General features: G+C 72.9%; 15 protein-coding genes and 1 pseudogene. 2 read left to right on the forward strand and 14 right to left on the reverse strand.

Annotated features, from left to right (window positions below):
* From secD to ruvC, 5 genes are all read right to left on the reverse strand, one after another.
* On the reverse strand, positions 1–1,734 hold a 1,734-nt coding region (gene secD, locus NBW84_RS10020), incomplete at its 3' end, for a protein translocase subunit SecD (RefSeq protein ID WP_250283908.1).
* A gap of 376 nt (positions 1,735–2,110) precedes the next feature.
* Positions 2,111–2,710, reverse strand: coding sequence for a preprotein translocase subunit YajC (gene yajC / locus NBW84_RS10025; RefSeq protein WP_250283887.1), 600 nt, complete (start codon positions 2,708–2,710; stop codon positions 2,111–2,113).
* Between the two features lie 198 nt (positions 2,711–2,908).
* Positions 2,909–3,961 (reverse strand): Holliday junction branch migration DNA helicase RuvB, encoded by a 1,053-nt coding sequence (gene ruvB / locus NBW84_RS10030; protein ID WP_250283889.1) that lies wholly within the window; start codon positions 3,959–3,961, stop codon positions 2,909–2,911.
* A gap of 9 nt (positions 3,962–3,970) precedes the next feature.
* On the reverse strand, positions 3,971–4,801 hold the full coding sequence (gene ruvA / locus NBW84_RS10035) for a Holliday junction branch migration protein RuvA (protein WP_250283891.1): 831 nt from the start codon (positions 4,799–4,801) through the stop codon (positions 3,971–3,973).
* A complete protein-coding gene (gene ruvC, locus NBW84_RS10040; RefSeq protein ID WP_250283892.1) occupies positions 4,798–5,334 on the reverse strand; it encodes a crossover junction endodeoxyribonuclease RuvC in 537 nt (178 codons plus the stop codon). The genes ruvA and ruvC overlap by 4 nt, the downstream gene beginning before the upstream one ends.
* A gap of 474 nt (positions 5,335–5,808) precedes the next feature.
* Here ruvC and NBW84_RS10045 point away from each other — a divergent pair, with 474 nt between their 5' ends.
* Complete coding sequence (locus tag NBW84_RS10045) at positions 5,809–6,813, forward strand: alpha/beta hydrolase (protein ID WP_250283894.1); 1,005 nt, start codon at positions 5,809–5,811, stop codon at positions 6,811–6,813.
* Between the two features lie 189 nt (positions 6,814–7,002).
* Here the strand turns inward: NBW84_RS10045 and NBW84_RS10050 are convergent, their stop codons facing one another.
* From NBW84_RS10050 to NBW84_RS24225, 8 genes and pseudogenes are all read right to left on the reverse strand, one after another.
* Positions 7,003–7,758: a YebC/PmpR family DNA-binding transcriptional regulator gene (locus tag NBW84_RS10050; protein WP_250283896.1), complete on the reverse strand. Its 756-nt coding sequence runs from the start codon at positions 7,756–7,758 to the stop codon at positions 7,003–7,005.
* A gap of 98 nt (positions 7,759–7,856) precedes the next feature.
* Positions 7,857–8,564, reverse strand: coding sequence for a pyridoxal 5'-phosphate synthase glutaminase subunit PdxT (gene pdxT, locus NBW84_RS10055; protein ID WP_250283898.1), 708 nt, complete (start codon positions 8,562–8,564; stop codon positions 7,857–7,859).
* Positions 8,558–9,574, reverse strand: a complete 1,017-nt coding sequence (gene pdxS, locus NBW84_RS10060) for a pyridoxal 5'-phosphate synthase lyase subunit PdxS (RefSeq protein ID WP_445548402.1) — start codon at positions 9,572–9,574, stop codon at positions 8,558–8,560. Before pdxS ends, pdxT begins: the two co-directional genes overlap by 7 nt.
* A 208-nt stretch (positions 9,575–9,782) precedes the next feature.
* Entirely contained in the window at positions 9,783–10,472 is a 690-nt protein-coding gene (locus NBW84_RS10065) for a hypothetical protein (protein ID WP_250283900.1), read from the reverse strand.
* Between the two features lie 146 nt (positions 10,473–10,618).
* Positions 10,619–11,752 carry a glycosyltransferase family 4 protein gene (locus NBW84_RS10070; RefSeq protein WP_250283902.1) on the reverse strand — a complete coding sequence of 378 codons (1,134 nt, stop codon included), beginning with the start codon at positions 11,750–11,752 and terminating at the stop codon, positions 10,619–10,621.
* The gene (locus NBW84_RS10075; protein WP_445548403.1) at positions 11,749–12,801 is read right to left on the reverse strand and encodes a phosphatidylinositol mannoside acyltransferase; all 1,053 of its coding nucleotides are present in this window, start codon (positions 12,799–12,801) and stop codon (positions 11,749–11,751) included. The genes NBW84_RS10070 and NBW84_RS10075 overlap by 4 nt, the downstream gene beginning before the upstream one ends.
* Positions 12,802–12,847: 46 nt before the next feature.
* Positions 12,848–13,540 carry a phosphatidylinositol phosphate synthase gene (gene pgsA, locus NBW84_RS10080; protein WP_250283905.1) on the reverse strand — a complete coding sequence of 231 codons (693 nt, stop codon included), beginning with the start codon at positions 13,538–13,540 and terminating at the stop codon, positions 12,848–12,850.
* 140 nt (positions 13,541–13,680) lie between these two features.
* A pseudogene (locus tag NBW84_RS24225) lies at positions 13,681–13,791 on the reverse strand (Cys-every-fifth RiPP peptide CefA); the annotation flags it as partial.
* Positions 13,792–14,091: 300 nt separating this feature from the next.
* Here NBW84_RS24225 and NBW84_RS10085 point away from each other — a divergent pair.
* On the forward strand, positions 14,092–16,308 hold the full coding sequence (locus NBW84_RS10085) for an elongation factor G-like protein EF-G2 (RefSeq protein WP_250283907.1): 2,217 nt from the start codon (positions 14,092–14,094) through the stop codon (positions 16,306–16,308).
* Positions 16,309–16,591: 283 nt separating this feature from the next.
* On the opposite strand, the gene NBW84_RS10090 is transcribed toward NBW84_RS10085, so the two are convergent.
* Complete coding sequence (locus tag NBW84_RS10090; protein ID WP_250283912.1) at positions 16,592–17,152, reverse strand: HIT family protein; 561 nt, start codon at positions 17,150–17,152, stop codon at positions 16,592–16,594.
* Positions 17,153–17,951: the final 799 nt, after the last annotated feature.

A 17,951-nucleotide genomic window follows, 5' to 3' on the forward strand; every position in this document is an offset into this window, starting at 1 on the left:
GAGACAGGCCTGGGCCGGGGCGGCCCGCTCCCGCCTGGCCAGCCGGGCCGGCGCGAGGGCGGCCGCCTCGCCCGGCTGGCCGCGGACCGCCGCGACCGTGAGGCCGGAGAAGCGGCTGGTGGCGAAGAACGGCCTGCGCACGAGCAGGGTGACCACCGGCTTGGTGAAGATGAACATGATCAGAACGTCTATCAGGGTGGACAGCCCGAGAGTGAAGGCGAACCCCCGGACGGAGCCGACCGACAGGACGTAGAGCACCGCGGCGGCGAGGAAGGAGACCGTGTCCGCGGAGAGCATGGTCCGCCGGGCCGACGGCCAGGCCCGCTCGGTCGCCACCCGCACGGTGCGGTTCTCGCGGACCTCGTCCTTGACGCGTTCGAAGTAGACGACGAACGAGTCCGCGGTGACACCGATGGACACGATCAGGCCGGCGATCCCGGCCAGCGTGAGGGTGAACCCGATCCACTCGCCGAGGAGCACGACCGAGGCGTAGACCAGCGCCCCGCTCACCGCCAGCGAGCTGAGCACGACTATTCCAAGGGCCCGGTAGTACGCGAACGAGTAGAACGTCACCAGCGCGAGACCGATGGCGCCGGCGAGCAGGCCGGCGTTGAGCGAGTCCTGCCCCAGGGTCGGGGAGATCGACTCGGCGCTGGACTGCTCGAAGGACAGCGGCAGTGCGCCGTAGCGCAGCACGTTGGCGAGATCCTGGGCGCTGGACTGGGTGAACGAGCCCGAGATCTGCGCGTCACCGGCGATCCGGTCGTTGGTGCTCGGGGCCGACTGCACCACCCCGTCCAGCACGATCGCCACCTGCTTGCCGAGAGTCCGCTCGGTCAGTTTGGTGAACGCCGTCTGCCCGCTGCCGGTGAAGCTGACGTTGACGACCCACTCGCCGGTGCTCACCGAGGTGGTGCCGCCGGAGCTGGCGAGCCCGGCCGTTGCCGACTTGACGTCGGTGCCGATCACCGTGGCGGGCATCAGCAGGTACTTGACGGCGCCGGAACGGTCACAGGAGGCCACCCAGTCCGTCGGCCGGTCGGTGGCGGCCGCCCGGCTGCGCACGTCCGACGGGGCGCAGGTCAGGCTTTCGAACCGGGCAACGACGTCGGCCGGTGGCGTGTCGGCGGCGGGCTGTGCTCTCTGCCCCGGGGCCGCCGGTACCGCGGCAGGGGGCACTCCGGGAGCTGGTGACGCCGAGGCGGCCGGTGCCGGCACGACCGAGCCGGCCGGGGCCGTCGGCGCGGCCTGGGCGAGCAGACCGGAGCCGACCACGTCCGGCCGGGTGGTGGTGGACGGGGACGGACCGGTGGTGGCGGCGGGCGGAGCTGACGCGGCGCCCGGTGCCCCGTGCGTGGCGCCGGGCACCGGAACCGTCGGGGTGGCTGTCGGAGCCGCTGAAGCGGCCGGCGGGGTGGCCGGCGCGGCCGGTATGGCGGCCCCGGAGGTGTAGACCTCGCGGAAGCGCAGCTCGGCGGTCTGCCCGACCAGTTGGACGACGTCGTTGCGGCCACGGCCGGGAACCGAGATCTCGATCTGGGTGTTGTTGCGTTTGACCTCGGCCTCGGCGACCCCGAGCCCGTTGACCCGCTCCCGGATGATGTCGACGGCCTTGTTGACCGCGCCACTGTCGACGCCCTTGCCGGGCTCGGTCGACCGGGGCGTGAGGATCACGCTCGTCCCGCCCTGGAGGTCCAGGCCCAGCTTCGGCGTCCACGTGGACGTCAGCGCCATGGAGCCGTAGAGCAGCACCACGATGCCGAAGAGGAGCCCGATCCGGGACCAGGCGGGGCTCAAGGCCTTACGCCGTCGCCCTGACCGTCGTGCCAACGGATATCCCTTCGTCACGCGCCGTCGCGCTCATGCCGCTTCCTGCCTGATTTCCTGCTGGACCTGCCCGGTGGACGGCCAGCCCGGCCACGACCGGCGGGACCGATGCGGACCGTCACGGCCGGGTGCCGACCGCGCCCAAGGTATCGGCCCAAGGTATCGGAACGACTGTCATGCCGGGGGCGTTCCGATACCACATCTGTAACGCCGATATCCACGTGTTCCTCGAAGCTGGCGCCGACCGGCCCCGGCGGGTGACCGGTGCTGGTCGGCGTGCCGTTCACCGCTCCGGCGTCGCTTCCCCGGGATCCTCGGACCTGCCGGCATCCGGCCGCCGGTGGCCGCCGGTCGTCTCTCCGCCGCCGGTCGTCTCTCCGCCGCCGGTCGTCTCTCCGCCGCCGGTCGCGTCCGTTCTCTTGGTCGTGTCGACGGGCGCCCGGCCCGAACCGTGGTCACCAGCCGCCCCGGCGTCCTCGTCCCGGTGGCCGTCGCCCTCGTCGCCCTCGTCGCCGTCGTCGCCGTCGCCGTCGTCGTCGCCGTCGTGGTCATCATGATCGCCGTGGTGCGCCCCGTCCTCTCCCGCCGGGGAGACGACCCGGACGACCGCGGAGCGGGTGAACCGGCAGACCACGTCCGGCGCCACCTCCAACAACACGTCACCGTCTTCGACCTCGACCACCGTGGCGTACAGCCCCGCGGTGGTCACGACCAGCGCTCCCGGCTCGAGCGAGGTCAGGACCTGCTGCTGGGTCCGCTGACGGCGCCGCTGGCTGACGACGAAGAAAACGACGAGCGCCAGCAGCAGGACCAGGGGAAACAGCCCACCGAACCCACTGCCGCCGTTCTGGGCCGCATCCTGTGCGACCACGATCACCTGCACGTCCACGTCCTCCCATGTCGTGCGGCCGATGGTACGTACCGGCCGCGAGGCTCCCGACGCCAGGGGCCCCGTCGGGACCGCGTCCGGCCAACGCCACCAAAGGGTGGCGAAGGAACCGCGGCGCCGGGGAAACCGGCGGGCGTCCACCGCTCCCAGCCGTCACCGGCGACGGGGCCCAGCCGTCGTCGGCGAAGGGGCTCAACCGTCGCCGTCGGTGAGGGGGAGCGGAGCCTGGGAACGGCCCAGCAGGCCCTCGACCGGGTCGAGGCCAAGATGGGTGAAGGCGGCCGGGGTGGCGATGCGCCCCCGGGGGGTCCGGGCGAGCAGGCCGGCGCGGACCAGGAACGGCTCGGCCACCTCCTCGACCGTGTCCGGCTCCTCCCCCACCGCCACCGCCAGGGTCGCCAGGCCCACCGGGCCGCCGTTGAAGCGGCGTACCAGTGCCTCCAGCACCGCCCTGTCCAGCCTGTCCAGGCCGAGCGCGTCGACGTCGTAGACGCGCAGGGCGGCCTGGGCGACCTCACGGGTGACGACCCCGTCCGCCCGTACCTCGGCGTAGTCACGCACCCGTCGCAGCAGCCGGTTGGCGATCCGAGGGGTTCCGCGTGACCTGCCGGCGACCTCTGCCGCGCCGTCGTCGGTGAGGCGCACGCCGAGCAGCCCCGCCGAGCGGACCAGCACGTCGATCAGCTCGTCGGTGCCGTAGAAGTCCATGTGGGCGGTGAAGCCGAACCGGTCGCGCAGCGGCCCGGTGAGCAGGCCGGAGCGGGTGGTCGCGCCGACAAGGGTGAACGGGGCGATCTCCAGCGGGATCGCGGTGGCGCCGGGGCCCTTGCCCAGCACGACGTCGACCCGGAAGTCCTCCATCGCGGCGTAGAGCAGTTCCTCGGCGGGACGCGCGATGCGGTGGATCTCGTCGAGGAAGAGCACCTCGCCCGGGGCGAGCGCGGTGAGGATCGCGACCAGATCCCCGGCCCGTTCGACCGCCGGCCCGCTGGTCATCCGCAGCGGGACCGCCATCTCCCGGGCAATGATCATGGCCAGGCTGGTCTTGCCGAGCCCCGGCGGCCCGGACAGCAGGACGTGGTCGGGCGGACGCGCGCGGGCCCGCGCCCCCTCAAGCATGATCATTAGTTGTTCGCGGACCTTCTGCTGGCCGATGAACTCCGCCAGTGTCCCCGGCCGCAGGCCCGCCTCGAAGGCACGCTCCTGCGGCTCGGCCACCGGCGAGACCAGCCCCTCGACGTCCATCAGCCGCCCTTACCGGGGCCGCAGCGCGGCCAGCGCCCGACGCAGCAGCACACCCATGGGATCCGCCGCCTCGGCACGGCTGCCGCCCGCCCCGCCGGTGCCGGCGGTGGCGGCGGTGGCGGCGGTGGCGATGCTGCCGGCGGCGATAGCCTGCGGGCTACCGGGGACGTCACGGCCCGCCCGGCCGCCCGGCCCGGCACCACCGCGGCCGTTGCCGGCCGGCACCGTGGCCAGCGCATCGGCCGCGCTGGCGGCCAGGGGGTCGGCCAGCGCGGCGGCCAGCGCGTCGTCGGCCTCCCGCGCGGTGTAACCGAGCCCGAGCAGCGCAAGACGGACCTGCTCGGCGGCGGCGACACCCGTACCCGCGGCCGGCGTGGCACCGCCGCCGGTGCCCCCGCCCCCACCCACACCGTCATCTCCCGCGGACGGCATCGGCGTGGGCGGGCCGAGCCGGTCCTTGAGGTCGAGGACGATGCGCTGCGCGCCCTTGCGGCCGATGCCGGGCACCTTCGTCAGCGCCGCGAGATCCTCCGCCGCGACCGCACGGCGGACGCTGTCCGGGCTGTGGACGCCGAGCACGGCCTGGGCGAGCCGGGGGCCGACCCCGGAGGCGCTCTGCAGGGTCTCGAAGACGTCACGCTCGTTGGCGTCGACGAAGCCGTAGAGCGTCAGCTCGGTCTCCCGGACGACCAGGGTGGTGACCAGTCGTGCCTGCTGCCCGACCCGCAGCCCGGCCAGGGTCGTGGGGGTGCACTGGACGAGCAGCCCGACCCCGCCCACCTCGACGACGGCGGCGTCGGGCGACAGGGCGGCAACCGTCCCGGCCACGGACGCGATCATCTGCGGCTCCCGCTGGCGGCCGCGGAAGCCTGCCTGACTGCGGCCTGCATCCGGGCGAGCGCCGGCCCCCGCGACAGGTGGCACAGCGCAAGAGCCAGGGCGTCGGCGGCGTCGGCCGGCCGCGGCGGGTCGGACAGCCCCAGCAGGCGGCTGACCATGAAGGTGACCTGGGCCTTGTCCGCCCGGCCGCTCCCGCTCACCGCGGCCTTCACCTCGCTGGGGGTGTACAGCGCGACCGGCAGGCCACGGCGGGCCGCGCTGACGATCGCCACCGCCCCGGCCTGCGCGGTACCCATGACCGTCCGGACGTTGGCCTGGCTGAACACCCGCTCGACAGCGACCGCGTCGGGGCGGTGCCGGTCCATCCACTCACCGAAGCCGCGTTCGAGCGCCCACAGCCGGGCGGCGACGTCGTCGGCGGCGGGCGTGCGCAGCACACCGACCTCGACCAGCGACGCCCGCCGGCCCGGCCCGCCCTCGACAACCCCGAGACCGCAGCGGGTAAGCCCCGGATCGACCCCCAGCACCAGCACCGGCACCCTCCACGACCAGCTCGTCGACCGTCGTCCCGACCGTCCGCCGGGCATCGTGACCGCCGGACGGCCCGCAGCGGCCGGCTGCCAGCCCGGGACGACAACCCGGGGAGACAACCGTGATCACGCAGCCCTCGGCCCGCCAGCGGGCCGGGGAACCGGCCCTCCCGGCGGTTCGCCACGATTGTGGCATGCCTGAACGCCTGTTCGAGCGCAGCGACACGCCTACCCAGACGCCGACCCGACAAACACCCACCGCCGGCCGGGCAGCGGCCCGGCCATCACCCACCGCCGGCGGCCGGCGTCAACCGGCTGTCCGCAACGCCACCCGCGGCCATCGGCCCGGTGCGGATCAGCATATGGTGAGATGACCGGCGGTGCCCCGTGGAGATCGCCGACGCCCCGCCGGGCCAACGGGAAATCCTGCCGACAAGCACCGGGAGACGCCGGGAAACCGGGAAATGAGGTCCACGCATGGGCTCCGATCCCGCCGCCGGCACCGAGCCGGCCGTGCTGGCGCAGCCAGCCGTGCCGGCGCAGCCAGCCGGGCCGGCGGCCGGACACGGCGACGGGCGGGCGCCACGCGCGGATCCGCCGGGCCAGCCACGTCACGTCCGCCTCGACGCCGGTGACGTGGAACTGTCCGGGCTGCTGGCCGAGCCCGACGGCCAGCCGCGGGCTCTCGTCGTCGGCCTGCCCGGCGGGGGGATGCGCGCATCCTACTTCCACGGCCGGACGCACCCGGACCTGTCCCTGCTGGCCATCGGCACGGCCCTGGGATTCAGCGTGCTGGCGCTGGACCGCCCCGGCTACGGAGCGTCGGCGGGGCTCGGCCTGCCCCACCAGCGGCTGGCCGGGCAGACCGCCATCACCTGGCGGGCGCTGGAGGCGTTCACCGCGTCCCATGCCGTGGGGGCGGGCCTGTTCCTGATCGGCCACTCGTTCGGCACGATGCTGTCGGTGTCGCTCGCCGCGGACGAACGCGGCGAGCGTCTGCTCGGGCTCGACGTCTCCGGGGTGGGAGCCCGATACCGTGACGGCCTGTGGCCGTCGCGGATCGCCGCCGACAGCAGCGCCGCCGAGATCCACCGGGAGCATGCCCTCGCGGCCCGCAGGCTGTTCTGGGGGCCGGAGCACCTGTACCCGCCCGGCACGTTCGTCCTGGGGACGGTACCGACAGCCCCCGTGCCGGCCGGCGAGGCATCCGATGCCGCGAAGTGGCCGCGGTGGCTGCCTCTGCTGGGCCCGCGGGTGCGGGTGCCGGTCCGCTGGACGCTCGCCGACCACGAGGCCTGGTGGGATCTTGACGAGGCGATGGATGCCGAGCTGCGGGCCGCGTTCAGCGCCGCGCCGCACTTCGAGCTGGTCCGGCAGCGCGGCGCGGGCCACAACATCAGCCTGGGGTGGGCGGCCCGCTCCTACCACCTGCGGGCGCTGTCCTTCGCCGAGGAGTGCATCCGCGACCGGGACACGGACTGACCACGCCTACCCCCGCAACAACACACCCCCGTAACAACAAGTACCCCAGAGCGATACAATCCGTCACAACATACTCCATGACGGCACGTATTCCGGAACGGTCTATGCCCATACTGTGACGATATCGGCACGAACGGCGATGTCGGAGGTCTCGGAATCGCGGTGGCACCGGCGCCGCCGGGGAGCCGTTTAGGCCGAGACCAGCTCCATGATTTCATCGGAGATGTCGGCGTTGAACCAGACATTCTGGACGTCGTCGAGGTCCTCGAGTGCCTCGACGAGCTTGAGGACCTTGCGCGCCGCCTCCTCGTCCAGCGGCACGCTGACGCTGGGCAGCCAGGACAGGTCCGCCGAGGCCACCGTGAGCCCCGCGCCGGTGGCCCCGACGCGCACCGCGTTGAGGTCCGTGGCCTCCGAGACGACCTCGAAGGTGTCACCGAGGTCGTTGACCTCCTCCGCGCCGGCGTCGAGCACCGCGGCCAGGACGTCGTCCTCACCGAGGTCAGGGGTCTTCGTGACCAGGACGACGCCCTTGCGGTTGAACAGGTAGGACACCGACCCTGGATCGGCGACGCTGCCGCCGTTGCGGGTGATGGCCACCCGCACGTCCGAGGCGGCCCGGTTGCGGTTGTCGGTCAGGCACTCGACCAGCACGGCCACCCCGTTCGGCGCGTACGCCTCGTAGGTGATCTCCTCGTAGCTGGCCCCGCCGGCGAGCTCGCCCGATCCCCGCTTCACGGCGCGGTCGATGTTGTCGTTCGGTACCGACTGCGACTTCGCCTTGGCGATGGCGTCCGCGAGCGTCGGGTTCCCGGCCGGATCCCCGCCGCCGGTCTTGGCCGCCACCTCGACCGTCTTGATCAGCTTCGCGAACAGCTTGCCGCGGCGCGCGTCGATGACGGCCTTCTTGTGCTTGGTGGTCGCCCACTTGGAGTGACCGCTCATGCCGTGCCCCTCACCCTGTCCCTGCTCCTGCCTGCCATCTGTGCCCCGTACAGCTGTGCCCCGCGCCCCGTGCCCCTGTGGAGCCGTGCCCTGTGCGGCTAGGCCTCGTGCGCGGGTGTGCCCCGTGCGGCCCGTCTGCCCCGCGCGCCTTCCACCATGCCGACGAACAGTTCGTGTATCCGCCCGTCGCCGGTGAGCTCCGGATGGAACGCGGTCGCCAGCACGCCCGCCTGGCGGACGGCCACAATCCTGTCACCGACCCTACCGAGCACCTCGACCTCGTCCCCGATCTTCTCCACCCAGGGCGCCCGGATGAAGACCGCCCGGACCGGGCCGCCGGCGACACCGGCGATGTCGATCTCCGCCTCGAACGAGTCGACCTGGCGGCCGAAGGCGTTGCGCCGCACGACCACGTCCAGCCCGCCCAGCAGCGGCTGGCCGGGCCTGCCGTCCAGGACGTCCCCGGCCAGCAGGATCATGCCCGCGCACGACCCGAACACCGGCAGCCCGGCCGCGATCGCGTCCCGCAGCGGCTCCAGCAGCTCGAACACCCGCAGCAGCCGGCCGATCGTGGTGGACTCGCCGCCGGGCAGCACCAGCCCGTCCAGAGTGTCCAGATCGGACGGCCGGCGCACCTCGACGACCTGGACGCCGAGCGCGGCCAGCGCCCGGGAATGCTCGCGGACGTCGCCCTGCAGCGCCAGCACGCCCAGCCGCGCCGCGCCGCGTGCCGGCCTGACCTGTGCCGGCGCGGCCTCGCGCTCCGAGGCGGTCTGGGGCCAGTGCGCCTCGGGACAGCTCACCATCCGCGGTCGGCGAAGCGGTCCGCGGGCGCAAGATCGCTGACGTTGATGCCGACCATGGCCTCGCCGAGGCCGCGGGAGACCTTCGCGATGACGCCCGCGTGGGCGTACATGGTGGTGGCCTCGACGATCGCCCGGGCGCGCCGCGCCGGGTCACCGGACTTGAAGATGCCCGAGCCGACGAACACACCGTCCGCCCCCAGCTGCATCATCAGGGCGGCGTCCGCGGGCGTGGCGATGCCACCGGCGGTGAACAGCACGACCGGCAGCGCGCCGAGCCGCGCGACCTCGGCGACCAGCTCGTAGGGAGCGCGCAGCTCCTTGGCCGCGGCGAAGAGCTCGTCGGGCGGCAGCGCGGACAGCCGCGCGATCTCCGCCCGGATCGTGCGCATGTGCACGACCGCGTTGGAAACCTCGCCGGTGCCCGCCTCGCCCTTCGAGCGGATCATGGCCGCGCCCTCGCCGATCCGGCGCAGCGCCTCCCCCAGGTTGGTCGCGCCGCACACGAACGGGACGGTGAACCGCCACTTGTCGATGTGGTGGTGCGGGTCGGCCGGGGTGAGGACCTCGGACTCGTCGACGTAGTCGACCCCCAGCTCCTGGAGCACCTGGGCCTCGACGAAGTGGCCGATGCGCGCCTTGGCCATCACCGGGATCGACACCGCCTCGATGATCGATTCGATCATCTCCGGGTCGCTCATCCGGGCGACCCCGCCCTGGGCGCGGATGTCGGCGGGCACCCGTTCCAGGGCCATCACGGCGACGGCGCCGGCGTCCTCGGCGATCCGGGCCTGCTCGGCCGTGACCACATCCATGATCACGCCGCCCTTGAGCATCTCCGCCATGCCCCGCTTGACCCGGGCCGTGCCCAGGTGGGCGCCACCTCCCGCACCGGCCACGCTGCCCGCACCGGCTGGGACGGGCGGGCCGGGCAGCGTGGCCGTGGGCACGGATCCGTGGTCCGGTCCGTGGCCCCGCGAAGCGGGCTCGGCAGCGGTCAGGCCCTCGGACATGGCATGCCTCTCTGTACGCAGACGGGACCGGCGCAGGCATCGGTCCGCGGCGAACATCCCAACTGGGCCGGACGCCGACAAACCACGGCTTCCACGAGCGCAGCCACGTCGGACACGCGGCAGTCAGCCCGGACGGAAGACATCCCATCCTACGACCGGAAGGCCGTACCGGACGGGATGGCGATTACGATCGACAATAGCGAAGAATTTACGGTGCGAACCTGGACATATCGTTATCATATGTACTGCCGCCATGCCTGTCGCTGTCGCGCGCGGTCCTGTCATGCGCGGTCCTGTCATGCACAGCGCTGTCACGTGCGGTGTCATGCCTGCCGTCGCCGTCACGGCCGTCGGCGTCGGCGTGGCCGTTCCTGCCCCCGGTGTCACCACGCATCGGAAGCGCGTCGTCGATCTCGAAATAGGTGGGCAGCGGCCCGCGGCCGGACAGCCGCAGCGCCCGCACGACCCGTCTGGCCCGCAGCGCCCGCACGTCGCGTACGGCGTCGTTGTGCAGCTGACGGGCGAGCGCGACCCGGGCGGCGGCGACGTCCACCGCGTGCAGGGCGTCCGGCGCCCGGTCCGCCGTCGCCGTGACCGCCGGGGAGCGCAGGGCCCGGCTGAGGCTGTTCTCCGCCTCCTCGGTGTCGTTGCCCAGCGGGCCGCCCGCCGCGGGCCCCGCCTGCGCGGCCCGGGCCCGCTCCACCGCCTCGCCCAGCTCCGCCAGCTCGCACCGCCGGGACAGTTCCCCGGCCACCTCCACGCGCAGCGCCAGCTGGCTGATCAGGCCTGCCCGGGCGTCGTCCACCCGGACTGCCAGGCGGTCCAGCCGGCTGGCCAGCCAGGTCAGATAGGTGGCTACCGCCACCACAACCACGACCGTAACAACGACGAGAGTCACCTCGCGCAGCGTAGTGAACGTGGGGTAGGAGAGCGCCAGCGGGCATGAATCTCCTCACACCGCGGGCATGAATCTCCTCACACCGCATGGTGGAATCTCCTCACACCGCATGGCGGAGCGCCGGGCGCGACCGGCGCCAGGACACGTCAGACGCTGTTCGCCGCCAGCGACACCGGCCTGTCCCCGGCAACCATCTCGTAGACCCCGACGATCCGCTTCGCGATCACCGTCCAGTCGTAGGCGGCCACCACCGCCCGGCCCCGCTCGGCCAGCCGCCCGCGCCGTGCGGGATCGGCCAGCAGGTCGGCGAGGGTGTGGGCGAGGGCGGCCGCGTCGGCGACCGGGAACAGCCGGCCGGCCTGGCCGTCGTCCAGGACCCGGCGGAAGGCGTCGATGTCGCTGGCCACCACCGGAACGCCCGCGGCCATCGCCTCCAGCAGGACGATGCCGAAGCTCTCCTGCCCCGTGTTGGGCGCGCAGTAGACCTCCCCCGAGCGGAACACCCGGGGCTTGTCCGCGTCGGAGACGAGCCCGAGCAGGTGGACGCGGCCGCGCAGGGCCGGCTCGACCCGCTCGAGCACCGCCTCCCCGTCGCCGGGGCCGGCGACCAGCAGCCTGGCGTCGGCGCGGCGCTCCACCAGCGTCGGCAGGGCCGCGAGCAGCACGTCCAGGCCCTTGCGCGGCTCGTCGATGCGTCCGAGGAAGACGACCGTGGAGCCGTTCGAGACCGGTTCGGGCAGCGGGGCCGCCCGTGCGAAGGTGGGCACCGACACGCCGTTGGGGATGAGGATCGCGTCCACGCCGAGATGCTCGACGATCGTGCGGCGGGCCGCCTCGGACACCGCGATGCGGGCCCGGACCTTCTCCATGGACGGCTGCAGCGCCCCGTGCGCGGCCGTGAGGATCTTCGAGCGCGGGTTGGACGTGTGGAACGTGGCGACGATCGGGCCGTCGGCGAGCATGCAGGCGAGCAGGCTGACGCTCGGCGCCGTCGGTTCGTGCACGTGCAGGACGTCGAAGTCGTGCTCGCGCAGCCACCGGCGTACCCGCGCCGCGGACACCGGCCCCATCAGCAGCCGGGCGACCGAGCCGTTGTAGGGCACCGGCACGGCGTGGCCGGCGTCCACCCCGTACGGCGGAAGCGCGCTGTCGCCGCCCACCGGTGTGATCACCGATACCTCGTGCCCGAGGGCGACCAGGGCCTCTGCGAGATCACGCACGTGGACCTGGACCCCGCCGGGAACGTCCCAGGTGTAGGGGCAGGCAAGGCCGATCTTCATGTTCTCGGCCCCGGCCCTGGCTCGGGCTCCGACCGCGGCGCTGGCTCCGACCGCGGCTGCGGTAGCTCCGGCTCCGTCGGTGCCGCAGCCTCCGTCGCTGTCTGCGTCGGTGTCTGCGTCGGTGTCTGCGTCGGTGTCTGCGGTGGTGTCTGCGGTGGCGTGGCCGGTGGCTCGTCCCGCCAGATGCGCTGGAGCATGTGCCAGTCCGCGGGATGGGCGGCGATGCCCTCGGCGAACGCGTCGGCCAGCGCCTGGGTCATCCGCGCCACGTCGGTGTGCGGCACCGCCGGGTGGATGCGCACCCCCCAGCCGTCCCGGTCGAACCAGAGCGTGGCCGGCAGCAGGGTCGCGCCGGTCCGTAACGCCAGGGCGGCCGGCCCCGGCGGCATGGTGGCCGTCGCGCCGAAGAACACCACCGGCACGCCGTCCGCGGAGATGTCGCGGTCGGCCAGCAGGCAGATCGTGCCACCCGCGCCGAGGCGGTCGGCCAGCAGGCCGAAGGGGGGCCGCTCACCCCCGGTCAGCGGGATGACCTCCATGCCGAGCGCCGAACGGAACCGGACGAACCGGTCGAACAGCGACGCCGGCCGGAGGCGTTCGGCCACGGTCGTGAACGGCTCACCGGTGGCGGCCAGCCAGGCGCCGGCATGCTCCCAGTTGCCCATGTGCGGTAACGCGATGACGGTCCCGCGGCCGCTGGCGATGGCGTCGCGCAGACGTGGCTCGTCCAGCATGCGCATTCCCCCGATGATCCGCTCGCGGGAGATGTCCTGGAGGCGGAAGACCTCCAGCCAGTAACGCGCGTAGGAACGCATGGCCGCCCGGGTGAGCCGGTCGAGATCGGTGCCGGGCGGGGCGACACGGGCCAGGTTGGCGCGCAGCCGGCGCGCGCCGCGGCCACCCCGCCGGACGGCGACGTCGGCCACCACCGTGAACGCCACAGCCGCCACCCGCTCGGGCAGCAGCCGGACCACCCGCCAGCCCGCCGCGTACGCCAGACCGGTCATCCGCGCGCGGGACACCCAGGGCTCGGCTCCCAACCACGTCACCAGCCAAATCCTGGTCATTCGCGCGCGGGACACCCGGTACGCGCCGTCAGCGGGCCCGCGGGCCGGCGGTGGGCCCGGCCGGTGTGGCGTCGGCGCCGGTGGCCGCGGGCACGGCGGCGGTGCCGGCCGCCCCGGCCCCCCGCAGATACTGCCGACGCACATGAACAACACGTTGCGTCACCGTCAGGACGGTGGCGCCGGCAAGGAACCACAGCGCGGCCGGCAGCAGGTACGGCACGCCCAGGCCGTAGAGACCGGCCGCGACCAGGACGATCAGCAGGCGCTCGCCGCGTTCGGCGAACCCTACGTCACACCGCAGCCCGAGGCCCTCGGCCCGCGCCTTGACGTAGGAGGTGATCGAGCCGGCCACCAGGCTGATCAGGGCGGCCACGCACAGTGGCAACGAGTCGCCGTCACCGGCGTACCACAGGATCAGCGAGCCGAAGATCGCGCCGTCCCCGACCCGGTCGGAGGCCGAGTCCAGGAACGCGCCCCACGGCGAGGAGATCCCACGGGCCCGGGCGATCAGGCCGTCGAGCAGGTCGGAGAAGACGAACAGTGTGATCACGAGGGTGCCGACGAAGAAGACCCCGCGGGTGAAGAAGCCCAGAGCGGCACCACTGACACCGATGGTGCCGACGATCGTCACCGCGTCCGGCGACACCGACGACCGGGCCAGCCGCTCACCCAGGGGATCGAGCACCCGTTGAATCTGCGGCCGCGCCTTGCTAGCGAGCATGTACGTCCCGTCGTGTACGTCCGGTGCTGTCCCTCACAGTACCGCTGTGACCATCGGCAACCAGTTCCTTGCCGGACCGACATGGGTTGTTCACATGCCGGCGGAGGGGGAACCTGTTCTCACGAGTTTTTCACAGCCGCTCACCGCTGACCGTCGGCACAACAACCGTCAACGTGACAACCGTCAACGTGACAACCGTCGACACCACAACCAGTGACGGGGCAGGTGTCGACACGACAACCGTCGGCACCACACGTCGACCCGACAACAGCCGGACCGTTTCCTTACACCTCCACATTCCTTCACCCACGCAACCAACCCTCCACCCACACAACCAACCACCCATACAACTCTTCACCAACACAACCATCACCACTGACACAACCACTCATGACGACACGATCACGCGACCCGCCGCCGGCCGCCCGGAGCGGGTCGGCCCGTCGCGCTCGTCCAGTCACCCAGGCGGGGTCCACTGGTCCAGCCCTCCCAGCCGCCCAGTGGCCGTCACCAGGGCCACCGGGTGGCCGTGTCACACCGGGGAGGCGCAGGTGAAAACAACCGTATGCAATGATCGTCCCGACCTCGAGCAGCTGGCTGACGTACGCAACGTCATTCTTGTCGGCCACACCGGCGCGGGTAAGACGACTCTTGCCGAGAGCCTGCTGGCCGCGGCCGACGAGGGCGAGGCGGCGCAGAGCCGTCCCGTCCCGCCGCGGCATACCGATCACGACGATGCCGAGCACCGCCAGCGCACGATCAGCCTGGCCGTCCTGTCCACCACCCACCGGGGCATGCGGATCAACCTGCTCGACACCCCCGGGCTCGCCGACTTCATCGGCGACCTGCGCGCCGGGCTGCGCGGCGGGGACGCGGCCCTGTTCGTGGTCAGCGCACTCGACGGCGTCGACGGCTTCACCCAGCTGCTGTGGGACGAGTGCGCCGCCGCCGGCACACCCCGGGCCATTGTGATCACAAAGCTGGAGCACCCCCGGGCCGACTTCGCCAGGACCGTCGCCACCTGCCAGAAGCTGTTCGGCCCGGGCGTGCTGCCGCTGCACCTGCCGGTGCGCCTGCCGGCGGCGAACGGGGCCGCGCCGGGACACGGCGGCTACGGCGGCTACCGGCTGGTCGACCTGCTCTCCGCGGACGGCACCGGGAACAGCGCCGCCCAGGCAGCGGTGGCCGCCGCCCGTGGCGCCCTGATCGAGGGGATCATCGCCGAGAGCGAGGACGAGTCCCTGCTCGAGCAGTACCTCGCCGGGGAGCGGCTGGCACCGGGCCTGCTGCTCGGCGACCTGGAGACCGCGGTCGCCCGCGGCCGCTTCCACCCCGTCCTGCCCGTGGCCGGCCCGGCCGGTGCCGCCGGCGGCGGGAGCGGTGACATGCTGGGCGCCACCGAGCTGCTGGACCTGTTCACCCGGGCGTTCCCCTCCCCCGCCGAGCACCGCCTGCCGGTGAGCACCCGGCTCGACGGGTCGTCGGGCCCACCGCTGTCGGCCGACCCCGACGGCCCGCTGGCCGCCGAGGTCATCAGGACCACGACCGACCCCTATGTCGGGCGCATCTCGCTGGTCAGGGTGTTCTCCGGGACGCTGCGCGCGGACATGGCCGTGCACGTCTGCGGGCACGGCCGGGCCGAACGCGGCCATCCCGACCATGACGACGACGGGCGGATCGTGGGGATCTCCCGGCCGGCCGGGAGATCCGGACAGCAGCCGGCGCGGGCCGTCCGGGCCGGCGGTCTGTGTGTCGTGGCGAAACTGGCCACCGCGGAGACCGGCGACACCCTGTCCAGCCCGGACGACCCCATCCTGCTGCAGACGTGGTCGATGCCGCGGCCGCAGCTGCCCGTGGCGATCCGCTCGCGGACGAAGAGCGCGGAGGACAAGCTGTCGACCGCGCTGGCCCGCCTCGCCGCGGAGGACCCGAGCCTGACGGTGGAGTACGGCACCGAGACCGGCCAGCTCGTGCTGTGGTGCATGGGCGAGGCGCACAGCGACGTCGTCGTCGAGCGGCTGCGGGCCCGCTACGGCGTGGACGTCGACCGGGTGCCGCCGCGGGTCCCGCTGCGGGAGACGCTGCGCGGGCCGGCGCGGGGCACCGGCCGGCACGTCAAACAGTCCGGCGGCCACGGCCAGTACGCGATCTGCCACGTCGCGGTGGAGCCGCTGCCGGCCGGCAGCGGCCGGGAGTTCGTCGACGAGGTGGTCGGCGGCGCGGTCCCCCGGCAGTTCATCCCCTCGGTGGAGAAGGGCGTGCTGCGCCAGCTCGACCTCGGGGTGGCGGCCGGATATCCGCTCGTCGACATCCGGGTACGGCTGGTCGACGGCAAGGCCCATTCGGTGGACTCCTCCGACATCGCCTTCCAGGCCGCCGGGGCGCTGGCGGTGAAGAACGCCGCCCGGGCCGCCGGGATCGTCCTGCTCGAGCCAGTGCTCGCTGTCTGCGTGCTCGCCCCCGACGAGCACATCGGCCCGGTGACCAGCGACCTCGCGGCACGGCGCGGCCGGGTCGTCGGCATCGAGCCGGTCGGCGCCGGGCAGGCCGGCGGGCAGGCCGGCGGGCAGGCAGCGCACGGGAGTGGTGCGGGCCGGACCCTGGTGCGGGCCGAGGTGCCCGAGAAGGAGATGCTGCGGTACGCGGTGGACATCCGTTCGCTGACCCAGGGCACCGGCACGTTCACCCGTGACCATCTGCGTTACGAAGCGGTCCCCGAGCACATCGCCGCCGAACATCTCGGCGACAGGCCCGGCGAAACCGGATAGCACCGGTTTCGCCGGGCCCGAGCCCGCGGTGGGCCCGGATCAGTACCGGTCCGGGCCCACCCCGCCGTGCCGTCCCCCGACCGCCTCCTGGCGGGCACGGGAAACCCGTTGGCGGGTACGGGAACCGGTCCCGGCCCCGACAGCCGCCGGGACGCGGCATCAGTGAACGCGGCCCTGAGAAACACGGGGGAACGCGAGGAAAACAGCGCCGAAAAACATCACCGGAGACAGCCGTGCGCGGCGCACGGGGGAACCGTGCCGGCCTGCCGGCGGGGACCGGCGCCTATTCGGTTTCCTTCCACGCGGCGGCGGTGATCTCGCGGGTCTGGCCCAGCAGCGCGGGCAGGACTTTCGTGCCGCCCACGACCGGCATGAAGTTGGTGTCACCGCCCCAGCGCGGCACGACGTGCTGGTGGACGTGCTCGGCGATACCGGCGCCCGCGACAACGCCGAGATTCATCCCGATGTTGAAGCCGTGCGCGCCACTCGCCCGTCGCAGCGCCCGCAGCGCGTGCTGGGTGAACAGGGCCATTTCGGTGGTTTCGGCGTCCATCAGGGCGGCATAGTCCGGAATATGCCGGTACGGCACGATCATGAGATGCCCGGAATTGTACGGGTAAAGGTTGAGAACGGCGTACACGGTCTCGCCTCGGGCGACGACCAGCCCGTCCTCGTCCGACAGGGACGGGATCTCACAGAACGGGCACTGCTGGCCGGCGGGCCGCTCCCCCTTGACATACGCCATCCGGTGCGGTGTGTAGAGGCGGCGGAACGCGTCCGGGCTGCCGACGCCGTCCTGCGCCTCCAGCGAGACACCCTCCGGTGCGCTCGGGGTCACGTCCACGAACTGCCCGTTCCCGCGCCGCCCACGGGCAGCGCGATGCTCGCGGGCGGCATGCTCACGGGTGGCCTCGCAGACGGCGCGGTCACGGACCTGGGACCACCCTGGTGGTGTGTCACTGGCGGGGCCTCCCGATGTGTCCGGAAGCTGGCTGGGCACGCGCGCCGGCTGGACGGGGCTGGAGACGGCGCTTCCGCCAGCCGCGCCACGGCCCGCGCATTGATGTACACATCTACCTACTCCGCCCCGGGCGCCGCGTCAAAACACCGCTACGCCCCAGGATGCCCGGTTGGGCGCCGCGCCACCAGCCACGAGATGCGCACAGAAGCCGACCACAGGTCACCACGCCTCGGCCGGCCGCCCGCGACCCCACGCCGCGATCGATGAACTTCTTGTCAACCACAGGAGAGGTTGACGACGTGGGGGGGTCGCCGTCAACCTCTCTCCGGTAGCGTAAGCCGTTTCAAACCATGGCGCCCGCACTATGACCAGAATCATTCAGCGTGTCGCCACCAGGACGCACCGTCACTTCTGCTCGCGCAACGTACCCGTTGCCGGCCCTGGAACCACAGCAGGGTGGATAGGAGTTGTCCCCACAGTGACCGGGGGCCCCGGGCCCGGTCCCGGTAAGCCGACCGGACCGGCTGCCGGAGGAGCCCCGGCCACGAAAGGCACATGATCGCGTCACCTTCGGCCCGCCGGGCACGCGCCGCCCCGCGTCCCGGCGCCGGATGCGTACCGCGGCCTGGGCCTGACGGACGCCGTGCCCCGACCCGCCGAACCGGGAGTAGACGATGACATC

The sequence above is a fragment of the Protofrankia sp. CiP1_Cm_nod2 genome (assembly GCF_920664355.1).
Classification (GTDB): domain Bacteria; phylum Actinomycetota; class Actinomycetes; order Frankiales; family Frankiaceae; genus Protofrankia.